Below are 21,810 nucleotides of genomic sequence, written 5' to 3'. Positions count from 1 at the left end.
AGAACGGATAGCAGGAGGACACAAAAAATTTAAACTTATTATAAGGCCCTTGATACCTTGATACACCTATACTCCGGCTATGACCAGCCTATCCCCGGGTATAGGACAACATATCCAAAGCAAGGGTAAGCTGGAGATCCAACAGAAACGAATATCCATTTTTCATTCAAATGATATGTCAAATAAGGAATAAGTGGGACAAGCTACAAGCTTGCCTTTTTTCGCTTGAGAAAATATCCCATAAAAGGGAAATGGAAAGATAATAGCAGAGAGATTAGGCATGGATATATGTTAAAATGAAAATAATGTAAGCGGATTAATATGGACCGAAAACGGATCAGGATGGTGAGGGAATGGAAACAAGAGCTCAGAAACAAGTGGATCACTATAAGGAAAGTCAGCGAGATAAGGGTCGACTACTAATCAATTGTCCAGATCAACCTGGTATTGTAGCAGCTGTATCAGAATTCCTGTTTAAACAAGATGCCAATATCCTTGAATCCAGCCAATATTCAACAGACAGTAATGCGGGAACATTTTTTATGAGGATTGAATTCGAGTGCCCAGATTTGGGTAAAAAAGAGAATAAATTGAAAGAAGGATTCCTTTCAATAGCGAATAAGTTTAAGATGAAATGGGATATTATTTTTAACTTTCATATAAAGAAAACAGCTATATTTGTTTCGAAGGAGCTGCATTGTGTACGAGAACTATTATGGGAGTGGCAATCAGGCGATTTAATGACAGAGGTTCCGATTGTGATCAGTAATCACATAGATGCCAAAGAGTTGGTAGAATCGATGCATATCCCATTCTTCTATATACCTGTGACGAAAGAAACGAAGACAGAAGCGGAGGAAAAGCAAAAGGCGCTGCTCAATCAATATAAGATCGACCTAATAGTCTTAGCACGCTATATGCAAATTCTATCTCCAAGTTTCGTTAAGCTATATAAGAATAAAATTATTAATATCCATCATTCCTTTTTACCAGCATTCATGGGAGCACGTCCATATGAGAGAGCGTTTGCACGCGGGGTTAAACTGATTGGAGCAACCAGTCACTATGTAACAGACGATTTGGATGAAGGTCCAATCATTGAGCAGGACATTATGCGTGTTAATCACCAGGACGATATTCAGCAAATGAAGAAAATAGGACAAACAATTGAAAGAAGTGTGCTGGCGAGAGCCGTAAAATGGCACTTACAGGACAGAATTATTGTACAGGGGAATAAAACAATCGTATTTTAGGGTTTGAAATAAGAACTATATGAAGGAAAATAGGGGTTTGATATGGAAGCAGATAAAAAAAATAAAGTGGTAGAAGCGGCTAAGCTTTATTATTTACTGGACTATACACAGAATGAAATAGCAAAAAAACTAGGTGTATCAAGACCTACTGTGTCACGTATGCTGCAAACGGCTAAAAGAGAAGGAATTGTCCAAATTAAAATAGGTGATAATGAGGAAAATATAGAGAGTCTGGAGGCTGCGCTTGAGAAAAAATATAGGCTGAAAAAAGCAGTGGTTGTGCCTGTTCCCCAGTATGATGATCATATTATTAAAACAACTATTGGACTAAAAGCCGCTGAATATCTTGATACAATCGTTAAAGATCACGACATCATCGGGGTAACATGGGGAACGACTCTCTACCATGTCGCAGTAGAGTTGAAGAAGAAAATAGTGAATAATGTTAAGATTGTGCAGCTCAAAGGTGGAATCAGCCATTCTGAGACGCATACCTATGTGTCGGAAATTCTTTATTTATTCGGCAAAGCCTTCCATACCATGCCACTTCATTTACCTTTACCGGCAATTGTCGACCGGGTAGTTGTTAAGCAAGCGCTGATGGCAGACAGACATATTAAAGGAATTTTAGATACTGGTAAAAAAGCTAATATCGCATTATTTACTTGTGGGCCGATTAAAACAGAATCTCTACTTTTTAAACTGGGATATTTTACGAAAGAAGATGTAGAGATGCTTTATTCCAAAGCAGTTGGAGATATTTGTTCACGCTTTTTCGATAAGAATGGGGAAATTTGCAATGATTCGTTGAATGAACGAACATTGGGAATTGATTTGGAGGAGCTGAAGGAAAAGGAATATTCCATATTGGTTGCCGGGGGTTCCCAGAAGGTAGATTCCATCCATGGGGCGCTAAAGGGTGGGTTTGCTAATGTAATAATTACAGATCAATATACGGCCAAATTTATTTTGGATAAATAAACAAAAAAGTGAATATGGTTCTAACCTCCTGTTTATATTAATAGGAGGTTTTCTGTGTTAAAAAATGGATTTTAGAGGATAAATAGAATGACGAAAAATTGTTTTACATTTGTTCAAACTTTAATATTACTTTTGTTCAATTTATATGGTATAGTTAGTTTTGTAAGTGCTACCAATATTTTCACTTACATACTTAATCTAAGTAATGGTGGCTATTTTACGATAATTCAAAAATGAGGTGTAAGATCATGAGAATGGTTGACGTTATTGAAAAGAAACGTAACGGTCATGAGTTGAATAAAAGTGAAATCCAATTTGTTATTGAAGGATTTACGAATGGAAGTATACCTGATTATCAAATGTCAGCATTTGCTATGGCAATTTATTTTCAAGGTATGACTCAGGAAGAAAGAGTTAACTTAACTGAGTTAATGGTTGAATCAGGAGATCAAATTGATCTATCACAAATAAATGGCGTAAAAGTAGACAAGCATAGTACGGGTGGTGTTGGTGATACAACAACGCTTGTGTTGGCACCTTTGGTAGCAGCACTTGGAGTACCGGTTGCAAAAATGTCTGGACGTGGTTTAGGCCATACAGGCGGTACAATTGATAAGTTAGAAGCTGTTCCAGGATTCCATGTGGAAATTTCAAATGAAGATTTCATCAACCTCGTTAATACAAATAAAATCGCTGTTATTGGGCAAAGTGGTGACTTAACACCAGCTGATAAAAAGTTATATGCCTTACGTGATGTGACAGCAACAGTAGATTCTATTCCTCTAATTGCAAGCTCGATTATGAGTAAGAAAATCGCAGCCGGAGCAGATGCTATTGTTCTTGATGTTAAAACAGGCGATGGAGCATTCATGAAAAACCTTGACGATGCAAAAGAATTGGCAAGAGCAATGGTTGATATCGGAAATGGAGTTGGCAGAAATACAAAAGCAATCATATCCGATATGAGTCAACCACTTGGATTTGCAGTGGGAAATGCACTGGAAATTAAAGAAGCGATTGACACTTTAGTGGGTAAAGGTCCGGCTGATTTGCATGAACTATGTTTAACATTGGGAAGCCATATGGTCATGCTAGCTGGCAAAGCGGAAACAACTGAAGAAGCACGTGGCATGCTTGAGGAAGTTATGCATAATGGAAAAGCGCTTGAAGTATTCAAGACATTCCTTGCTTCTCAGGGCGGAGATGCATCTGTTATTGATGATCCATCCAAACTACCAACAGCTAAATACCAGATTGAAGTTCCGGCAAAAGCTACTGGATATGTTTCTGGCATTCAGGCTGAGGAAATTGGTGTTGCTGCGATGATGCTTGGAGCTGGCCGTGCTACGAAGGAATCTGTTATTGACCTGGCTGTTGGGATTGTACTGAATAAGAAAGTCGGAGATAAAGTTGCGGAAGGTGAATCACTCGTAACTGTACATTCAAATTCAGAAGATATCGCAAGCGTATTAGAAAAGATTTATGGAGCATACAGCATCAGTGATGAAGAAGTAACAGCTCCAACATTAATATATACTGAAATTCATTAATTTAAGATTTGGAAGGCAGGAAAAGTAAATGACTACAAAATTAACATCTTTAATCGACCACACATTATTAAAAGCAGATGCAAGAGAAGAACAAATAACGACAATTGTTGAGGAAGCAAAAGAGCATAAATTTGCTTCTGTATGTGTAAATCCAACATGGGTTAAAAAATGTGCAGAAATGCTTAAAGACACACCGGAAGTAAAAGTTTGTACAGTTATTGGTTTCCCATTGGGAGCAAATACTTCTGAAGTAAAAGCTTTTGAAACAACAAATGCAATTGAAAATGGTGCGGATGAAGTGGATATGGTCATCAATATCGGGGCTATGAAAGATGGCCGTTATGATGTCGTTGAAGCTGATATTAAAGCAGTAGTAGATGCAGCAAAAGGGAAAGCTCTAGTAAAAGTTATCATCGAAACATGTCTGTTAACAAAAGAAGAAATTGAGAAAGCATGTCAACTGGCTGTATCTGCAGGTACAGACTTTGTTAAAACATCAACTGGATTCTCTACAGGCGGCGCAACAGTGGAAGACATCGCTCTAATGAGAAAAACAGTTGGAGCTGAAATCGGTGTTAAAGCTTCTGGCGGTGTTAGAAGTCTTGAAGATGCAAAAGCAATGACAGAAGCTGGTGCTACCCGTATTGGTGCGAGTTCTGGAGTTTCAATTGCCAAAGGTGAAACAGCGAACACAGACTATTAATTAGTAGAAGAAGCATGTGGGAGGCCCCTTATGGATAAAAACAGTTTGATTCAAGAAGCAATCGAGGCACGGAAACAGGCATATACACCGTACTCCAAATTTAAGGTGGGTGCAGCTGTTTTAACTGCAAATGGGCATGTTTTCCGTGGGTGTAATATTGAAAATGCATCTTATGGACTGACGAATTGCGCTGAACGAACAGCATTATTTAAAGCTGTTTCAGAAGGTGAACCAAAAGTTGAAGCGATTGCTATTGTTGCTGATACAGATGGTCCGGTATCACCATGTGGAGCTTGCCGACAAGTAATCGCCGAGTTTAGTGATCACAATACGAAAGTCTATTTATCCAACTTAAAGGGTGACTTATTGGAAACTTCAATTACAGAATTACTACCAGGATTTTTTAAATCAACGGACATGGGGAAATAATTTAATTCAACTATAAAGAACAGTGTTCGGCTCCAATCTCCAAACATAATTGGAGCCGGATTCTGTAAAGTAGAATGGGTTTTTAGTTAAGGTGTACCAAAAATAATCTAAACATCTTAGTGGAGGAATTATGATGAAATATCTAATTTCAATCATCGGGTTACTGGCAGTGGTAGGGTTAGCTTTGTTAGTGAGTTCAAACAGGAAACAAATTAAGTATAAATATATTGGGCTAATGATTGTTATACAGATTGCATTAGCAGCTTTATTATTAAATACCAAATTCGGCTTCGTTTTAATCCAAGGTATTGCCTCTGTTTTTGGACATTTACTGAAATTTGCAGAATCAGGAATATCTTTTGTATTTGGCGGATTGGCAAATGAAGGAGAAGCACCATTTTTCCTTACAGTTTTATTGCCAATTGTTTTTATATCGGTATTAATCGGAATATTACAGCATTTTAAAATTCTTCCTTTTATTATGAAGGGAATTGGCCTTCTGTTAAGCAAAGTAAATGGAATGGGTAAACTAGAATCATATAATGCAGTAGCGTCAGCAATGGTTGGACAATCAGAGGTATTCATAACGGTGAAAAAACAATTAGGGCAGTTACCGCCTCACCGTTTATATACTTTATGTGCATCAGCTATGTCTACCGTTTCCATGTCAATTGTCGGTGCATATATGACGATGATTGATCCTAAATATGTAGTAACCGCTTTAGTGGTCAATCTATTTGGTGGATTTATTATTTCTTCCCTAATCAATCCTTATGAAGTAGATGAAAAAGAAGATATTCTCGTTGTGGCAGAAGAAGGAGAAAAACAAACCTTTTTCGAGATGATAGGTGAATATATCATGGACGGCTTTAAAGTAGCGATTACCGTAGCTGCCATGTTGATTGGTTTCGTTGCGTTAATGGCTTGTATAGATGCCTTGTTTGATATGACAATCGGAGTTTCCTTCCAACAAATATTAGGTTATATTTTCGCACCATTTGCCTTTATAATGGGTGTCCCTTGGAGTGAAGCAGTATCTGCGGGTGGTATCATGGCTACAAAACTAGTAACAAATGAGTTTGTTGCGATGATCAGCTTGACAGAAATAGAGAATACATTCAGCGAACGTACTCTTGGTATCATCTCCGTTTTCCTTGTATCCTTTGCAAACTTCTCCTCGATCGGAATTATTTCCGGAGCGGTAAAAGGATTACACGAAAAACAAGGAAATGTTGTCGCACGCTTTGGGTTGAAATTGTTATTTGGAGCCACTCTTGTAAGCGTATTATCAGGAATCATTGTCGGGTTGGTTCTTTAATATAGAAAAACGTAAAAGCAGATTCAATTGAATCTGCTTTTTTTTAATAGTGTGGAATAGAATATCCCCTTATGGTTATCGATCCCTTACCTTAAGTCTAGGAAATGAGCCTTATCCTTTCGAAGGATTTATAGTTGAATAAATTGTCTGCTCAGAGGTTTTTCCGATACTGAAGGCAATGCAATATTGAGCTGCATAATAGGTTGTCATAATCCAGATATGTGAGTGAGATACATCAGAAATAAACATATTCCAGGATAATATAGTATCAGAAATCACAAAAAGCAGACTCCCGCAAATTGCATACAAATTTCCGGTCATAAAGGCTGCCCATGCCATCATAGAAATCGCACCAATATAGAAGATGATAGGAATAACCAATTCATCATTTCCTGCCTGCTGCAGGGCATTTATCAGTTTGTTACCGACTATAAAGTCAAAAGCGAGAAGCGGAAAGATCGATAAAAAGCGAAGTTTGGAAAAATTCCATTGCTTTAGAAATCCAGCAATATAAATGAGATGCCCAATCAAAAAGAAGCTTAGCCCAATTATAAACCAGTGGAGCAGTCCATCACCGAGCATACAAAAAAACAGTCCGATCATGATAAGTCTTTTATTTTGCCGAACCTCATCAGATTTTTGGAGAAAGGCAAAGTAGATAATCATCCACATAGGAATTAATTTAAATAGCAATTTGAGTTCAAATGGTTCAGATGGAATGAAGAAAATATAAATAATACTCATTAATAAAATGAAAAGAGAAAGTAGTTTAATCTTCATAAAATGACCTCCTTCCTGAGAACTTATCATAAAGAATTAGACGAAGAAAGTGGAAATTCCTTCATTTTAATGATGTTTAATTTGGGAAGGAAGGGAGTTTTCGTTATACTGTTAGTAGAAAAGATCAAAAGAGAGAGAGTATGTGAATTAAAAATGAGTTCAAGTCAAAAGGAATTAATCTGTGAAATAAAACCAAGAGACAGTAAGAAAATAAGGAGTGGGTCTCCGCTAATATCAAAGGAAGCGATCGTGTCTCCTCATAAACTGGAGGAGGAAGGCCAGATTCTTAAACTTGTTGATAAAGAGGGCCGTTTTGTTGCAAAAGGGTATTTCGGCAAGCAAAACAAAGGCTATGGCTGGGTATTGACCAGACAGGAGAATCTTTCTATTAATCAAGCATTTTTTGATGATAAGATTCGTAAGGCACTTGATAACCGAGCGCACTATTACAGCATGGAAGATACAACAGCTTTCCGTGTGTTCAATAGTGAAGGTGACGGAATTGGGGGTCTTATTATTGATTATTATGAAGGGTATTATGTCATTCAATGGTACAGTCAGGGTATTTACACATTCAAAGAATATATTTTAGACTCTTTGCGCAGATTAACAGATTTTAAAGGAATTTATGAAAAAAAACGTTTTGATACAAAAGGGAAATACATTGAAGACGATGATTTTGTTGAAGGTCAAAAAGGTGAGTTTCCTATCATCGTTAAGGAAAATGGCGTAAACTTTGCTGTTAATCTAAATGATGGCGCCATGGTAGGTGTGTTCTTGGATCAGCGTGATGTACGTAAAACGATTCGGGACCGCTATGCAAAGGGAAAGACAGTTGTTAATATGTTTTCATACACTGGGGCGTTCTCGGTGTTTGCTGCACTTGGTGGGGCAAAAAAGACAACCAGTGTGGACCTTGCCAATAGAAGCCGAGCGAAAACGATTGAACAATTCAGTGTGAATGGAATCGACTATGAAGCACAGGATATTATCGTAGAGGATGTCTTTAAGTATTTTAAATATGCAAGAAGAAAAGAGTTAAAGTTTGATATGGTCATACTCGATCCGCCAAGCTTTGCCAAGTCGAAGAAATTCTCTTTCAGTGCTGCTAAGGATTATACGAATTTACTGAAGGAATCCATCGCAATTACAGAAAAAGGCGGAATGATTGTTGCCTCAACCAACTGCAGTCTGTTTGGAATGGATAAGTTCAAAGCCTTTATCGATACGGCTTGTAAGGAAATGCATCAGAAATATAAAATTGTTGAAGAATTTTCATTGCCGGAGGATTTTAGAACGATAGAAGAATATTCAGAGGGTAATTACTTGAAAGTAGTCTTTATCCAATTAAGCAAATGATGAAAATGGCCTCGTATCGGAATAGGATACGAGGCCATGTCCGTTTAGAAAAATAAAGCTCCTAAGGCAAAGCCGGTAATAAGGCCAAGTCCTACCGGATAGCCCCAGCCTCCACCCCAGCCCCAGCCGCCGCCCCAATAGCCATAGCCATGCTGTCCGCCATGAGGTTTAATCCATACATGAGATCTAGTGACCCTTGTAATTGTGCCGTTATGAACTCGATTATGGCGATCGGTAATGCGCACATTTCGTCCAATATGTTTATTGCAAAGATTGTAGTAGTTCATCCACTTGATGCCCCTTTCAAATAATGTTTTCTCTGTATTGTATTGATAGATGGACAACTTGACTGTTTGTTTACCTAATTGGACGATAAAAATCCGATGGTAAGATATGAACCAAAATAAAGAAGGGGCCATAAAATGTGAAAAACAATGACAGAGGTGTAAAATGGCCAAATTTACGTATATGGATCTACTATCTGAACTTGGAATAGGAGGGGCGCATCCGGGTGGGTTAAAAGCAACAGAAATGATGCTGAAGAATGAGCCAATTCAGCAAGATACCATCATCCTGGATGCAGGTTGTGGTACGGGACAAACCAGTGCCTATTTGTATAATACTTACCATGCAAACCTGATTGCGCTTGATGCCCATCCAGTCATGATAGAGAAAGCAAAGTATCGGTTTTCACAATTAGGCTTACCTGTGCAGGTTATAGAAGCCTCATTGGATGAAATCCCGCTGGATAACAAAGCTGTTGATTATTGTTTGGCTGAGTCTGTGCTATCTTTCGTTGAAATTGAGCCAGCTCTGAGAGAAATAAAAAGGGTATTAAAGCCTGGTGGCGTATTATATGCCATTGAATTAACCATGCAAAGACAACTTGCTGAAATAGAACAAAAACAGATTGGGCAGTTTTATGGTTTTCGGCAAATGTGGAACGAGGATAGGTGGAAGGACGCTTTGATAAAGGCAGGATTTGTGGATGTACAAGTTAGAACATTACCATCCTTTTATGATGATCAGGAGCTCATGACAGAATTCCAGCCATCTGAGGACGTTCCAACTGCTATATTTGATTTATTGGAACAGCATGAAAGATTTTTACATCAATATCGTGACGCGTTGGGTTACCGAATCATTCGTGCCCAAAAGTAGACTAAACAGCATGCATACTATAAATTCTCCTGTGGCGGTTTGCGGGAGCTATTGAAGAAAGAAAAGCCCCTTAACTATTGAAAGTTTAAGGGGCTTTAAAATGTGACAGTTGATGTTGTTGGTTTCACTTCAACTCTCGTAATTTTAGTATTTATGCTTTAGCTGTTCTACTAAGTGAGTTCTGCAACCAGTTCTTACCCTCAACTAAACGAGCCACAAGCATTGCACATACAGTGTTTCCAGTTGAGTTTAATAAGGTCGCTGGTATATCAATGATGGTGCTGATAACAGCGATAATTGGAAGCACCTCTGGTGAGAATCCAAATACGGAAAGGATCAGCATCTCTCCAATCATACCTCCGCCTGGGATAGCGCCCATTACCGCACCTACAAGGAAGGAAACAGCAAGAATACTTAAAATACTTGATACACTTGTCATATCTCTACCGAAGAGGCTGAATAAAAAGACGATCTTCAGGACTCCGCCAAATACAGAACCATCCTTATGTGTATTGGCGCCAAGGGGGATAACTGTTTCGGCGATATCGTCTGGTACTCCAATCCTTTTCGTAGCTTCCAGATTAATTGGTATACAAGCAGCACTTGAACATGTTGCGATAGCTGTTATTGATGGAGGGAGGATATTCTTCCAGAATATATTAATCCCATTTTTCCCAGCTGCAATATAGGCATATAATGTAAAGAATCCAAAGAAATAAATAACGCTCAAAATTAAATAAAGAACGAATGAACGGGCATATCCTTCTAAAATTTGCGGTCCAAGCTCACCAATAATCGTGGCAAAATAACAGCCCAGTCCGATAGGTGCATAGTACATGACAATCTTGACAACCTTCATTAATACTTCAGTTGCTGAGGTCATCAGTTGTGCAACAGGACGGCCCTTTTCCCCAGCCATTGCTGTAGCCAGCCCAACTAATACGGAAAATACGATCAACTGCAAAATATTGGATTTAGATAATAGCTGCGAAAAATCACTGACCGTAAAGGTATTAACTAATTGGCCCAGGAAAGAGATTTCTTCTGTTTCCGGTACTTCAGCGGTTGACATTAATTCTTTAATGGATGATACATCTGAATCTCCAATCGGGTTTATAACAGTTGTACCCAGGAAGCCGAGTACAGCGGCAATAAGAGCTGTTGTGAAAAACACGATGACAATGCTGCCCATGATTTTCCCCAGTCGCTTCATTTCGCTCATATTTGCAATCGCGGAAGTGATACTGAAAAACACAAGCGGAACAATAATCATGAATAATAAGTTCAGAAATAAGTCCCCGAATGGTTTAATAACTGCTATATCGGGACCAATAATATATCCGGCTATTCCGCCAATCGTGATAGCCAGCAGTAAGATGATGGAGCCTTTATAATTTGAAAAAATTTGTTTCATTCTGTTCACTGCCTCTCGATAATTACTACTATAAGCATACTTGACTATTTTACCACGTTCTATGAAAATATTGCTTAAAAGATGGCAAAAAGTGCTCTTAAGCAGGAGGAATGTAATGCTTAAATTTGATAGACAGCAATCAGAGAGAAGAGGAATCCTAAATCAGGAATTAAAAGTATTTCACATTAAGGACCAAATTGTGAATGAGTTTGAATACCATTATCACGATTTTAATAAAATCATCATCTTTATTAAAGGAAATGTCACTTACATGATAGAAGGGAAGGCTTATAAATTGAAACCGTGGGATTTGCTCATTATAGGGCATGGACAAATCCATAAGCCAATTATCGACCCAACGGAAGAATATGAGCGTTTTATCATTTGGTTTGATCCAGCTATGGTTTCCAGGCATAGCAGCGAAAATAGCAATTTGTTGATGTGTTTTGATTTGGCTGCCCGCCGTGAAATTAATCTGATACGAATTTCGAATAAGCCGCTTGGAAAAATTAAAAGCATTGTTCAGGAATTAATAGAGACTGAACGGGAAGCTGCTTTTGGAGATGATATTTTAAAATCAGCTCTGTTAATGCAATTGCTGATTATTCTTAATCGTATTTTTATCCATGATGAAGCAACAATACATTCACAGGATATCCTTTTTGATAAAAATATAACAGACGTCTTAACGTATATTAATCAACATTTAAATGAGGATCTCTCCATACCGGTATTAGCATCAAAATGTTTTTTGAGTAAGTATCATTTAATGAGAAAGTTTAAATCCTATACAGGGTACACGTTGCATCGGTATATCCTGCAGAAGAGATTATATCTGGCAAAATCGATGCTCTCTAAGGGAGAATCGATGACACATATTTCCCAAAGTGCAGGTTTTAATGATTACTCAACCTTTGTTAGGGCCTTTAAAAAGGAGTTTGGGCTCTCGCCTAGGGAGTATTTAAAAGCAAGCAATTATGAGTAACAACCATGATTCCAATTCAAAATCAACATGACAAAGGACCGTGTATTATCACGGTCCTTCAGTGTATAATGGTTTAAATTTTAAAGGAACTCTTCAGAGATACGATCAAGTTGAAAACTAAATGATCAGCTGTTGTGTTTTTATTGTCAACATTAAAGTATCCATGGCGGAAGAATTGGAATTTCTCGTTTGGTTGAACGTTTTTCATATTAGGTTCAACAAAGCCATTTTCAATGAGTAAGGAATTCGGATTTACATGATCAAGGAAACTTCCGTCTTCTACTTCTTCATCAAGAATGAGCGGTTCATACAAACGGAATTCAGCTGGAACAGCCTGTGTTGCCTCAACCCAGTGAATGGTACCTTTCACTTTACGGCCGGTGAAACCTGATCCACTCTTCGTTTCCGGATCGTAGGTACAGCGTAATTCGATTACATTGCCGTCCTCATCTTTAATGACTTCTTCGCATTTAATGAAATAGGCATGCTTCAGGCGTACCTCATTTCCAGGGAAGAGACGGAAATATTTTTTTGGAGGATTTTCCATGAAATCCTCTTGTTCAATATAGATTTCTCTCGAGAATGGAATTTTACGCGACCCCATCTCAGGATTTTCTGGATTGATTTCAGCATCAAGCATTTCAACTTGTCCTTCCGGATAGTTGGTAATGACTACTTTTAATGGTTTTAAGATTCCCATTGTTCGTGGTGCCTTTAATTTTAAATCTTCTCTTACGAAGTGCTCAAGCATTTTTTCATCCACAATACCGCTTGTTTTCGCTACTCCAATTTCACGGCAGAAATTACGGATGGATTCAGGTGTGTATCCTCTTCTGCGCAGACCGGAAATAGTCGGCATCCTTGGGTCATCCCAGCCATCTACATAGCCTTCTTCAACCAATTGCTTCAATTTTCGCTTGCTCATAACGGTATTCGTTAAATTTAAGCGACCAAACTCATACTGCCTTGGTGTACTTTCCATTTCACATTCTTTGATAACCCAATCGTAAAGCGGGCGCTGATCTTCAAACTCCAAAGTACAAATGGAGTGAGTAACACCTTCAATCGCATCCTCAATTGGATGAGCGAATGCATACATAGGATAGATACACCATTTATCACCTGTGTTATGATGTGTAGCATGAGCTATTCGATAGATAACCGGGTCACGTAAATTAATGTTGGGTGAGCTCATATCAATTTTGGCGCGAAGAACCTTTTCGCCATTACCGAATTCGCCATTACGCATACGTTTGAATAAATCCAGATTTTCTTCAATAGAACGGGTACGATAAGGGCTTTCTTTACCTGGCTCAGTTAAAGATCCGCGATACTCTCGTATTTCGTCTGCACTTAAATCGTCAACATAAGCTAATCCTTTTTCGATTAACAAGATCGCACGATTGTACATTTCTTCAAAGTAGTCAGAAGCAAAGAAGAGGTTGTCCCAGTCAAACCCGAGCCATTTGACATCTTTTTTAATAGATTCAACATACTCTGTATCTTCTTTCAACGGATTTGTATCATCAAAACGTAAATTTGTTTTGCCTTTAAATTCATCAGCAAGTTCGAAGTTTAAAACTATGGATTTTGCATGTCCAATATGCAAATACCCATTTGGCTCAGGAGGAAAACGAGTAATAACCTGTTCTGTTTTACCTGATTTTATATCATCAATAACAATGTTACGAATAAAATTTGACGTATTGTTGTGCTCCACCATCTTCAACCTCTTTCGCATAAACTAGTAGTTTCATTCTAATGGAAATAATCCCATGTCGCAAGAAGCCTATAAATAAATACATTTTCACTTTTTGTGCGTTCTTTTAATATAGTAATTTTATTGTATATATGTAGTATAACTGTATTTTCTTCTACCAATACATCATATTGCTTAAAAAGTATCGCTTGGAGCACGCTTCCCTGGCTATATGAAGGAGACATATTTAAAATTGGCTGGTGTTTATGTGGATACACCCGTTGCAGCAGCAGGTGTATAACTGACGAAGTGGTAAAAGGCAAATCAATACTTAAAACAGTTGCTCTGCCGCAGGAAATAACGAACTTGATTCTTCAAATGGTTGAGGTTTAAAGACTGTATAAAATTGTGTTTGGGAAGGAGAGACTCCTTTGGAATGTGTCGAGGCCTCTCCTTTATTGATATTCATCGTTTGGCATATGTATAATAAGAACCATACAAGTAAGGATTTAGTTAGGAGAATATAATGAGTACAAATGATTTAATGATCAATGAGTTAATAGATGGGTTAAAAAAACAATGGGAATTATCCGGGTTTAAAGAAGCAACGACAGTCCAAAAAGAAACATTTTTCCCTATCTATGAAGGAAAGGACCTGTTGGCAGAGTCTCCGACAGGAACTGGGAAGACCCTTGCATATGTCCTTCCTATCCTAAATAAAATAAAAGCGGATGAACAAAAGGTTCAGGCTGTTATTCTGGCTCCATCAAGAGAGCTTGTTATGCAGATTTTTGAAGTTGTACAAGCATGGGCAAAAGAGACAGGTATCACAGCTGCCTCATTTATCGGGGGTGCCAATCCAAAGCGTCAATTGGAGAAGCTGAAAAAACATCCTCATATTGTTATCGGAACTCCAGGCAGGCTTGAGGAACTGATTAAGCAAAAAAAGCTAAAAATGCATGAGGTCAAAACAATTGTATTGGATGAAGGGGATCAACTCATGATTCCGGAACATTTGCCTACAGTTGGGACAATCATTAAGAGCACAATGAAAGATCGTCAGGTTGTTCTTTTTTCTGCTACGCTGCCGGCCGGATTAGAGGAAGAAGCAGACCAATGGATGAATGATCCTGTTAAAGTAAGAGTTAAAAAGGAAGATACCGTGCAATCAAAAGTCGATCACATTTATTTTGTCACCGAGGCGCGTGATAAAATTTTCATCCTTGAGAAACTGACAAAAATGGCTGATATGCGAGCTCTTGTCTTTGGTAAAGATATCGGAAATCTAGATGTGTTGGCATCTAAGCTTCGATATAAGGGAGTAGATTTAGGTATCATTCATGGTGATTCTAAAAAAATGGACAGGGAAGCAGCGATACGTGATTTTCGCAGGCAGGAGTCAAGCATATTGTTAGCTACTGATGTGGCAGCAAGAGGCTTGGATATAGAAGGATTGCCATATGTTATCCATGTCGATTTTCCTGAAACGATTGCTCAATATATACATCGATCAGGAAGGACTGGCCGTCAGGGAGCAAGTGGAACAGTCATTTCAATCGTAACCGCACGTGAAGAACGTGAATTGAAAAAATACGCGCGCGAACTGAATATAACCGTTCAGAAAAAAGAACTGTATAAAGGAAAGATTGTGGATACTCGGCCTGTATATGATCAAAAGCCAAAATTCACAAAGAAGAAATCAAATCCAGGAAAAAGAAAATAAGTAAGAACAGGCTGGCTCTTAACGGGTACAGCCTTTTTTACTTATATACGAGGGAAAAGCTTATGCATAAATAATGAAGAGTGGTAAAAACTAGAGTCAGAATATAATGAAGGAGTGGGATGAGTGAAAAAAGGGTCTCTGCTTTTGATAATGGCTTTTATACTAAGTTTTACATCCATAGGATTAACAAATACGGTTGTAAAAGCGGCAGAAAACAGCAATAAACAAACAAAACCAACATTAACGGAGCAACAAAAATCTGAATTGGCTGCGATGCATAAAGAAGTGTATGAGAAGGAAAAGGCTATTATTGCAAAGTATGTAGAATTCGGTGTTATGTCTAAAGAGTCTGCCGATATGTTAACAAATCATATGAATAAACGATTTGAAAGGATTCAGGAAAATGGGTACATTCCGCCTCATTTTGGACCAATGCATCCCGGCAAGCCACCGCACGAAAATAGTCCTGATATCCGTTCAAATGAATAAAAAGCAGGATTCAGCCTCTAGAGGATTACTCCATTAAGTAATCCTTCAGAGGTTTTTTATATTTAGTCTGTTAGATCAAGCGTAGTAGGGAAAGACCTATTATGTGGAGCCCGAAGCTAATGTTCATATATAGACCATTTGTCACTATTTAAACTCTGGCTTCACTTCTATGTAATGTATTTTAGGGAAATTTAAGAATTATCAAAATAATACTTTCATAAACTAATGAATGAGTTATAATAAAACTGTACTTTCGTGCAACCGATTGCACAATTCAATCAATGAAGCCAATATACCACTAGTTAAAATAAATGATCGAGTCAAGATGGAAAGGGGTACTGCATGAAACGGCTGTTTTCAATAGATCCTTGGAAGATTATTGAAGAAGAGATGCATAAAGATGATTTCAGATTGGCAGAAAGCATGACGAGCCTTGGTAATGGGCATATGGGGCTAAGAGGTAATTTTGAAGAAACCTATACAGGTGATACTCATAAAGGAACCTATATAGCAGGTGTATGGTTTCCGGATAAAACAAGGGTAGGCTGGTGGAAGAATGGATATCCCAATTATTTTGGAAAAGTCATCAATACAATCAATTTTATCGGAATCCGTGTTTTCATAGGTGAAGAGGAAATGGACCTTAATAAGTCAGAAGTGAGCAATTACCGCCGTGAACTGGATATGAAAAATGGTGTTCTCACAAGATGCTTTACCATTTCACAAGCAGGAAAAGAAACAGCTGTGAAAGTAGTCCGCTATCTATCAATTGCAGAGAAACAATTAGCCGTAATTAAGTATGCGGTTACACCAATTAACCATGACAGTACGATTACGTTTATTCCTTATTTAGATGGGGAAGTTCGTAATGAAGATTCCAATTATGAAGAAGACTTTTGGAAATATATATCATCCAGCTCATCTGAGCTCACTGGCAATCTGGTGATGCAAACAAATGAAAACCCTTTCGGAACAGCGCGCTTTACCGTTTCCGCGACTATGGCTCTTGAAGTGGATGGCAACACAGCCGCGATCAATCCGTTCAAACATGAAGAATATGTAGATAATAAAATTGAAGTTTCATCAGAAGAGGGCAAAACGGTTACCTTAACCAAATATGTAGCAATCACAACAGATCGTGACCATGATGCCGGATTTCTATGTGAGAAGGGCTTGGAGATCGTTAACGCGGCTAAGCAGCAAGGTTTTGAAGCCTGTTTGAAAGCACATTGCGATAAATGGACCGAGCGCTGGGACTTGGCAGATGTTCAAATTGATGGAGACATTGAAGCACAACAGGGAATTCGCTTTAACCTATTTCAGCTGTTTTCAACCTATTATGGGGAAGATGCCCGATTAAATATCGGGCCCAAAGGATTTACAGGCGAGAAATATGGCGGAGCAACGTATTGGGATACTGAAGCCTATGCCATTCCATTATATCTGGCAACAGCTCAGCCCGAAGTGGCTCGCAATCTCTTAATCTACCGTCATGCTCAATTGGAAGGAGCCTATCTCAACGCAGAAAGGCAGGGCGTAAAAGGGGCATTATTCCCTATGGTGACCTTCACGGGAGTAGAGTGCCACAATGAGTGGGAAATTACGTTTGAAGAAATCCATCGTAATGCAGCAATTGCCTATGCGATTTATAATTATGTGAATTATACGGGGGATAAGAACTATCTGAACGAATATGGCATAGATGTGCTGGTTGGCATTTCACGCTTCTGGGCTGATCGTGTTCATTATCATAAAAAGAAGGATCAATACATGATCCATGGGGTAACAGGCCCTAATGAATATGAAAATAACGTCAATAATAACTGGTACACAAATACAATGGCAGCATGGACGTTACGTTACACCCTCGAAGTCATTGCCTATTTAAAAGAAAATGGGCACGAAGCGAGATTTTCAGACCTATTTATTACGGAAGAAGAGTTGAATAACTGGCAGGAAATCAAGGATAAAATGTACTATCCATATGATGATGAAAATAAAGTATTTGTTCAGCATGATACGTATATGGATAAAGATTTGATGCCAGCATCACAATTAAAGCCTGAAGACCGCCCATTAAATCAAAAATGGTCATGGGATAAAATTTTGCGCAGCTGTTTTATTAAGCAGGCAGATGTTTTGCAAGGAATTTATTTCCTGAATAACGAATTTACAGAAGAAGAAAAACGCCGTAATTTTGAATTTTATGAGCCCATGACTGTACATGAATCCTCTCTGTCTCCGTGCGTTCATGCGATTTTGGCAGCTGAGCTCGGTATGGAAGAGAAAGCGTATGAGATGTATACAAGGACAGCAAGGCTTGATTTGGATAACTATAACAATGACACTGAGGATGGCCTGCATATTACAAGTATGACGGGTTCCTGGTTAGGAATTGTACAGGGATTTGCTGGTATGAAAACATTTAATGAAGAGCTTTCCTTTGCGCCATTTATCCCAGCGGCTTGGGAACGTTATTCCTTTACTATCAATTACAGAAATCACCACATAACTATTGAAGTAAATCAGGAGTCCGTGAGCTTTTCTCAAACCGGGCCGGTTATGAAACTCAAAGTTTACGGTAGTGAGCTCGAATTGCCTGCTGATGGTGTAGTAAATGTACCGCTGAAAAAGGAGGGGGAAATCTCGTGAGTAAAGTATTAAAAGCGTTTATCTTTGATTTGGATGGCGTTATTACAGATACAGCAGAATATCATTATCGTGCATGGAAACAGCTTGCCAGTGAGCTGGGGATTGAATTTTCAAGAGAAGATAATGAGAGATTAAAAGGTATCTCTCGGATGGAATCTCTCGAAATCATACTGGAGATTGGGAATAAACAATCTTCCTATACTGATGAAGAAAAAGAAAAGCTGGCTGCACAGAAAAATGCGCATTACGTGGATCTGATTAAGCAGATCACGCCGAGTGATATCTTACCTGGCATTAAGCAACTGCTAATTGATATTAAAGATGCCGGATATAAGCTGGGTCTTGCTTCTGTCAGTAAAAATGCACCGGCTGTGTTGAACTCTTTGCAGCTGAGTGACCAATTTGATTATATGGTGGATGCTCATACCATTAAAAGGGGCAAACCAGATCCGGAAATCTTCCTGAAAGCTGCTGATATGCTCGGAGTTAAAGCCTATGAATGCATAGGGATTGAGGATGCCGCAGCAGGTGTCGAAGCTATTAAGAGCGCAGGTATGTTTGCAGTGGGAGTAGGGCCTAAAGAACAGCTGGCTAAAGCAGATCTCAATTATAGCCATACAGAACAATTAATATTGAATGAATTAATAAAGGAATATCAAAAATAATTGGTGAACAAGCGTCCTGTTTTAGGGTGATGATTTAGCAGAATAGAAAAAGCGTGTATTGATTAAATTCCATCAAAACACGCTTTTTCTATTCTTTTATGCTGTTTTAGTTGATTCTATGGTAGAGCATGGTAAAGCCTTTTTTATTAATCGAACTTCAATCCTTTTAACGCTTCTGCCAGTGCATTATTTACCGGTTCTTCTTCATTTTGTTGTTTTAAATATTTCTGAACAGTACGTTTATCTACTTTACCGCGTGATTCTTTTTTGCGTCTTGCTTCAAAAGCAGATAATTTTTCGCGATAGCCACATTTACATACGAAGATTTGTCCTTCTCCTTCACCGCGAAGCTCAAGTTTCTTTTTACACTGTGGACAGCGTGCATTCGTAACACGTGAAACATTTTTACGATGGCCGCATTCACGATCTTGGCATACAAGCATTTTGCCTTTTTTACCGTTAACTTCAAGCATAGGCTTACCGCAATCAGGACATGACTTGGTAGAGATGTTTTCATGTTTGTATTTCTTATCATTGGCTTTAATTTCAGCCACTATCTTTTTTGTATGCTGTTTCATTTCATTGATGAAGACATCTTTTTTTAGCTTGCCTTTTGCAATTAATTCAAGTTTTTGTTCCCACTCTGCTGTTGTAGAGGGTGAACGTAATTCTTTGGGAACTAAATCTAGCAGTTGACGGCCTTTTGCAGTAATGTATATTTCTTTGCCGCCGCGTTTTTCGATTAGGAATGAATTAAATAGTTTATCAATGATATCCGCACGTGTAGCAACTGTACCTAGTCCACCTGTCGCTTTTAATGTATCTGCAAGCTCTTTATTACCCGTTTGCATATATTTTGCCGGGTTTTCCATAGCAGATAATAAGGTGGCCTCTGTAAATCGGGCAGGTGGTTTTGTTTGCCCGGATGTTTGTGCAATTAATTTGGTTTTTAATACATCACCTTTTTTAATATAAGGCAGTAATTGCTCTTTTACATCATCTGAAGAATCTTCATCATCAAATTGATTTTCATACACTTCTTTCCAGCCGGAGTTAATAACTGTTTTACCTTTCGCAATAAACTTCTCTTTTCCAATTGTCGTTTGTAATGTTAATTGTTCATACTCATGAGCAGGGAAAAGCACGGCTATGAAACGTTTCACTACTAGATCATAGATTTTACGCTCTTTATCAGAGAAAGAAGAGTAGTTAACGTATCCTTCAGTCGGGATAATGGCATGGTGATCACTTACCTTACTATCATCTACAAACGCTTTAGAAGGCTTTATGGGTCTGTTCAGTACTTTATTAGCAAGTGAACGGTATTCGCCTATTCCACATGCTTTTAGTCGTTCTGGGATCGTGCTGACAATATCCGAAGATAAATAGCGAGAATCTGTACGAGGATAGGTTAAGACTTTGTGCGACTCGTATAGACCTTGCATGATTTTTAATGTTTCTTTCGCTGAGTAGCCAAATAATTTGTTGGCATCGCGCTGTAATTCTGTTAAATCATAAAGGGCTGGAGAAAATGATTTTTTAGCTTTTCGTTCAATAGCGATCACGGTTGCATCTTGACGGCCAAGTGACTTTACAATGGAGTCAATCTTTTCTTTGCTAAAGCTTCGACTATTCCCGCTGGTATCTTGCCAAGTTAGTTTGACAGAATCAGTTTGTGCATCAATGCCATAGTATGTTTGTGGGGTGAAGTTTTTAATTTCCTCTTCTCGTGCCGCTATCATAGCTACAGTAGGCGTTTGTACACGTCCGCAATTTAACTGTGCATTATATTTTGTTGTTAAGGCTCGAGTAGCATTTAATCCGATATACCAATCTGCTTCAGAACGAGCTACAGCAGCGTAATATAAGTTTTCATATGCTTTGCCAGGTTTTAAATTGTTGAATCCATCTTTGATTGCCTTATCTGTTACAGATGAAATCCATAGCCGTTTAATCGGTTTATTTACTTTAGATTTAGCAATAATCCATCGAGCAACTAATTCACCTTCGCGTCCGGCATCTGTTGCGATAATGATTTCATTAACATCCGCACGATTTATTTGCGATTTAATGGAATTAAACTGCTTACCTGACTGTTTGATTACGGATAGTTTTAGACGATCAGGAAGCATTGGTAAATCTTCTAAATTCCACTTTTGATATTTTTTATCATAGGTTTCTGGATCTGCTAATGTGACTAGATGTCCAAGCGCCCATGTTACGATATATTTATCTCCTTCTAAAAAGCCATTTCCTTTTTTATTACATTTCAGTACATTCGCAATATCACGAGCTACTGATGGTTTTTCTGCTAATACTAAACTTTTCGCCATAATTTCATACTCCTCCAATATCTTGTACTGTTAATATAACATAGTTAGCGTGTATGAAATAAAGTGAGGGTTTATCACTTATCGTTTTATCTAAGGAAGTGGAGTGCAGGTGAATAATACAAATCGATGGTTGCTTTTTCATCAGGATGTATTTCTATAAGAAGTATTTAAAGAAATAGCTGAGCAGAAAGGGGAGCGGTTGAACGATCTGTTTTGCGGATAATCTAGCTACGTTGATTAACACAAATACAGGTTGAATCCTCATACTTCAGTTTATTCTATTTTGAAAAACATACACCAATTATTTCGATTTGTG

18 protein-coding genes are annotated in these 21,810 nt (G+C 38.2%); 13 read left to right on the top strand and 5 right to left on the bottom strand.

The annotated features are described in order from the left end of the window. The first annotated feature begins 353 nt into the window (after positions 1-353). The 6 genes from purU to AC4G3K_RS12745 all read left to right on the top strand — a co-directional run bounded on the left by purU (position 354) and on the right by AC4G3K_RS12745 (position 6,234). Complete coding sequence (gene purU / locus AC4G3K_RS12770; protein WP_491133528.1) at positions 354-1,253, top strand: formyltetrahydrofolate deformylase; 900 nt, start codon at positions 354-356, stop codon at positions 1,251-1,253. Between the two features lie 42 nt (positions 1,254-1,295). Continuing rightward, positions 1,296-2,234 (top strand): DNA-binding transcriptional repressor DeoR, encoded by a 939-nt coding sequence (gene deoR / locus AC4G3K_RS12765; RefSeq protein WP_491077277.1) that lies wholly within the window; start codon positions 1,296-1,298, stop codon positions 2,232-2,234. 248 nt (positions 2,235-2,482) lie between these two features. After that, positions 2,483-3,784, top strand: a complete 1,302-nt coding sequence (locus AC4G3K_RS12760; protein WP_491133527.1) for a pyrimidine-nucleoside phosphorylase — start codon at positions 2,483-2,485, stop codon at positions 3,782-3,784. 28 nt (positions 3,785-3,812) lie between these two features. Further along, positions 3,813-4,487, top strand: a complete 675-nt coding sequence (deoC, locus tag AC4G3K_RS12755; RefSeq protein ID WP_491077279.1) for a deoxyribose-phosphate aldolase — start codon at positions 3,813-3,815, stop codon at positions 4,485-4,487. 30 nt (positions 4,488-4,517) lie between these two features. Continuing rightward, positions 4,518-4,916: a cytidine deaminase gene (locus AC4G3K_RS12750; protein ID WP_491077280.1), complete on the top strand. Its 399-nt coding sequence runs from the start codon at positions 4,518-4,520 to the stop codon at positions 4,914-4,916. Positions 4,917-5,049: 133 nt separating this feature from the next. Further along, positions 5,050-6,234, top strand: coding sequence for a NupC/NupG family nucleoside CNT transporter (locus tag AC4G3K_RS12745; protein ID WP_491133526.1), 1,185 nt, complete (start codon positions 5,050-5,052; stop codon positions 6,232-6,234). Between the two features lie 111 nt (positions 6,235-6,345). Here AC4G3K_RS12745 and AC4G3K_RS12740 read toward each other — a convergent pair whose 3' ends face one another. Beyond that, positions 6,346-7,014, bottom strand: coding sequence for a lysoplasmalogenase (locus AC4G3K_RS12740; protein WP_491077282.1), 669 nt, complete (start codon positions 7,012-7,014; stop codon positions 6,346-6,348). Positions 7,015-7,167: 153 nt separating this feature from the next. Here AC4G3K_RS12740 and AC4G3K_RS12735 point away from each other — a divergent pair, with 153 nt between their 5' ends. Next, positions 7,168-8,373, top strand: coding sequence for a class I SAM-dependent rRNA methyltransferase (locus tag AC4G3K_RS12735; protein ID WP_491133525.1), 1,206 nt, complete (start codon positions 7,168-7,170; stop codon positions 8,371-8,373). A gap of 44 nt (positions 8,374-8,417) precedes the next feature. On the opposite strand, the gene AC4G3K_RS12730 is transcribed toward AC4G3K_RS12735, so the two are convergent. Beyond that, the gene (locus tag AC4G3K_RS12730) at positions 8,418-8,660 is read right to left on the bottom strand and encodes a hypothetical protein (protein ID WP_491077284.1); all 243 of its coding nucleotides are present in this window, start codon (positions 8,658-8,660) and stop codon (positions 8,418-8,420) included. 163 nt (positions 8,661-8,823) lie between these two features. Between AC4G3K_RS12730 and AC4G3K_RS12725 the strand changes: the two genes are divergently transcribed. Next, positions 8,824-9,534: a class I SAM-dependent methyltransferase gene (locus AC4G3K_RS12725; RefSeq protein ID WP_491133524.1), complete on the top strand. Its 711-nt coding sequence runs from the start codon at positions 8,824-8,826 to the stop codon at positions 9,532-9,534. A 151-nt stretch (positions 9,535-9,685) separates the two neighbouring features. Here AC4G3K_RS12725 and AC4G3K_RS12720 read toward each other — a convergent pair whose 3' ends face one another. Then, positions 9,686-10,948: a dicarboxylate/amino acid:cation symporter gene (locus AC4G3K_RS12720; RefSeq protein ID WP_491077286.1), complete on the bottom strand. Its 1,263-nt coding sequence runs from the start codon at positions 10,946-10,948 to the stop codon at positions 9,686-9,688. A gap of 115 nt (positions 10,949-11,063) precedes the next feature. On the opposite strand from AC4G3K_RS12720, the gene AC4G3K_RS12715 reads away from it, so the two are divergent. Continuing rightward, positions 11,064-11,933 carry an AraC family transcriptional regulator gene (locus tag AC4G3K_RS12715; protein ID WP_491077287.1) on the top strand — a complete coding sequence of 290 codons (870 nt, stop codon included), beginning with the start codon at positions 11,064-11,066 and terminating at the stop codon, positions 11,931-11,933. Between the two features lie 73 nt (positions 11,934-12,006). Here AC4G3K_RS12715 and AC4G3K_RS12710 read toward each other — a convergent pair whose 3' ends face one another. Continuing rightward, complete coding sequence (locus tag AC4G3K_RS12710) at positions 12,007-13,656, bottom strand: glutamine--tRNA ligase/YqeY domain fusion protein (RefSeq protein WP_491133523.1); 1,650 nt, start codon at positions 13,654-13,656, stop codon at positions 12,007-12,009. 502 nt (positions 13,657-14,158) lie between these two features. Between AC4G3K_RS12710 and AC4G3K_RS12705 the strand changes: the two genes are divergently transcribed. From AC4G3K_RS12705 to pgmB, 4 genes are all read left to right on the top strand, one after another. Continuing rightward, entirely contained in the window at positions 14,159-15,355 is a 1,197-nt protein-coding gene (locus AC4G3K_RS12705; RefSeq protein WP_491133522.1) for a DEAD/DEAH box helicase, read from the top strand. A 123-nt stretch (positions 15,356-15,478) separates the two neighbouring features. Further along, complete coding sequence (locus AC4G3K_RS12700; RefSeq protein WP_491133521.1) at positions 15,479-15,844, top strand: YckD family protein; 366 nt, start codon at positions 15,479-15,481, stop codon at positions 15,842-15,844. Between the two features lie 342 nt (positions 15,845-16,186). Then, positions 16,187-18,496, top strand: coding sequence for a glycoside hydrolase family 65 protein (locus AC4G3K_RS12695; protein ID WP_491133520.1), 2,310 nt, complete (start codon positions 16,187-16,189; stop codon positions 18,494-18,496). Beyond that, entirely contained in the window at positions 18,493-19,161 is a 669-nt protein-coding gene (gene pgmB / locus AC4G3K_RS12690; protein ID WP_491133519.1) for a beta-phosphoglucomutase, read from the top strand. Before AC4G3K_RS12695 ends, pgmB begins: the two co-directional genes overlap by 4 nt. A gap of 146 nt (positions 19,162-19,307) precedes the next feature. On the opposite strand, the gene AC4G3K_RS12685 is transcribed toward pgmB, so the two are convergent. Then, positions 19,308-21,494 (bottom strand): DNA topoisomerase III, encoded by a 2,187-nt coding sequence (locus tag AC4G3K_RS12685; protein ID WP_491133518.1) that lies wholly within the window; start codon positions 21,492-21,494, stop codon positions 19,308-19,310. Positions 21,495-21,810 lie beyond the last annotated feature (316 nt).

Source organism: Bacillus sp. z26 (assembly GCF_058313635.1).
Note: the sequence above shows the minus strand (reverse complement) of the source record. Positions and strands in the feature narration are given on the sequence as shown.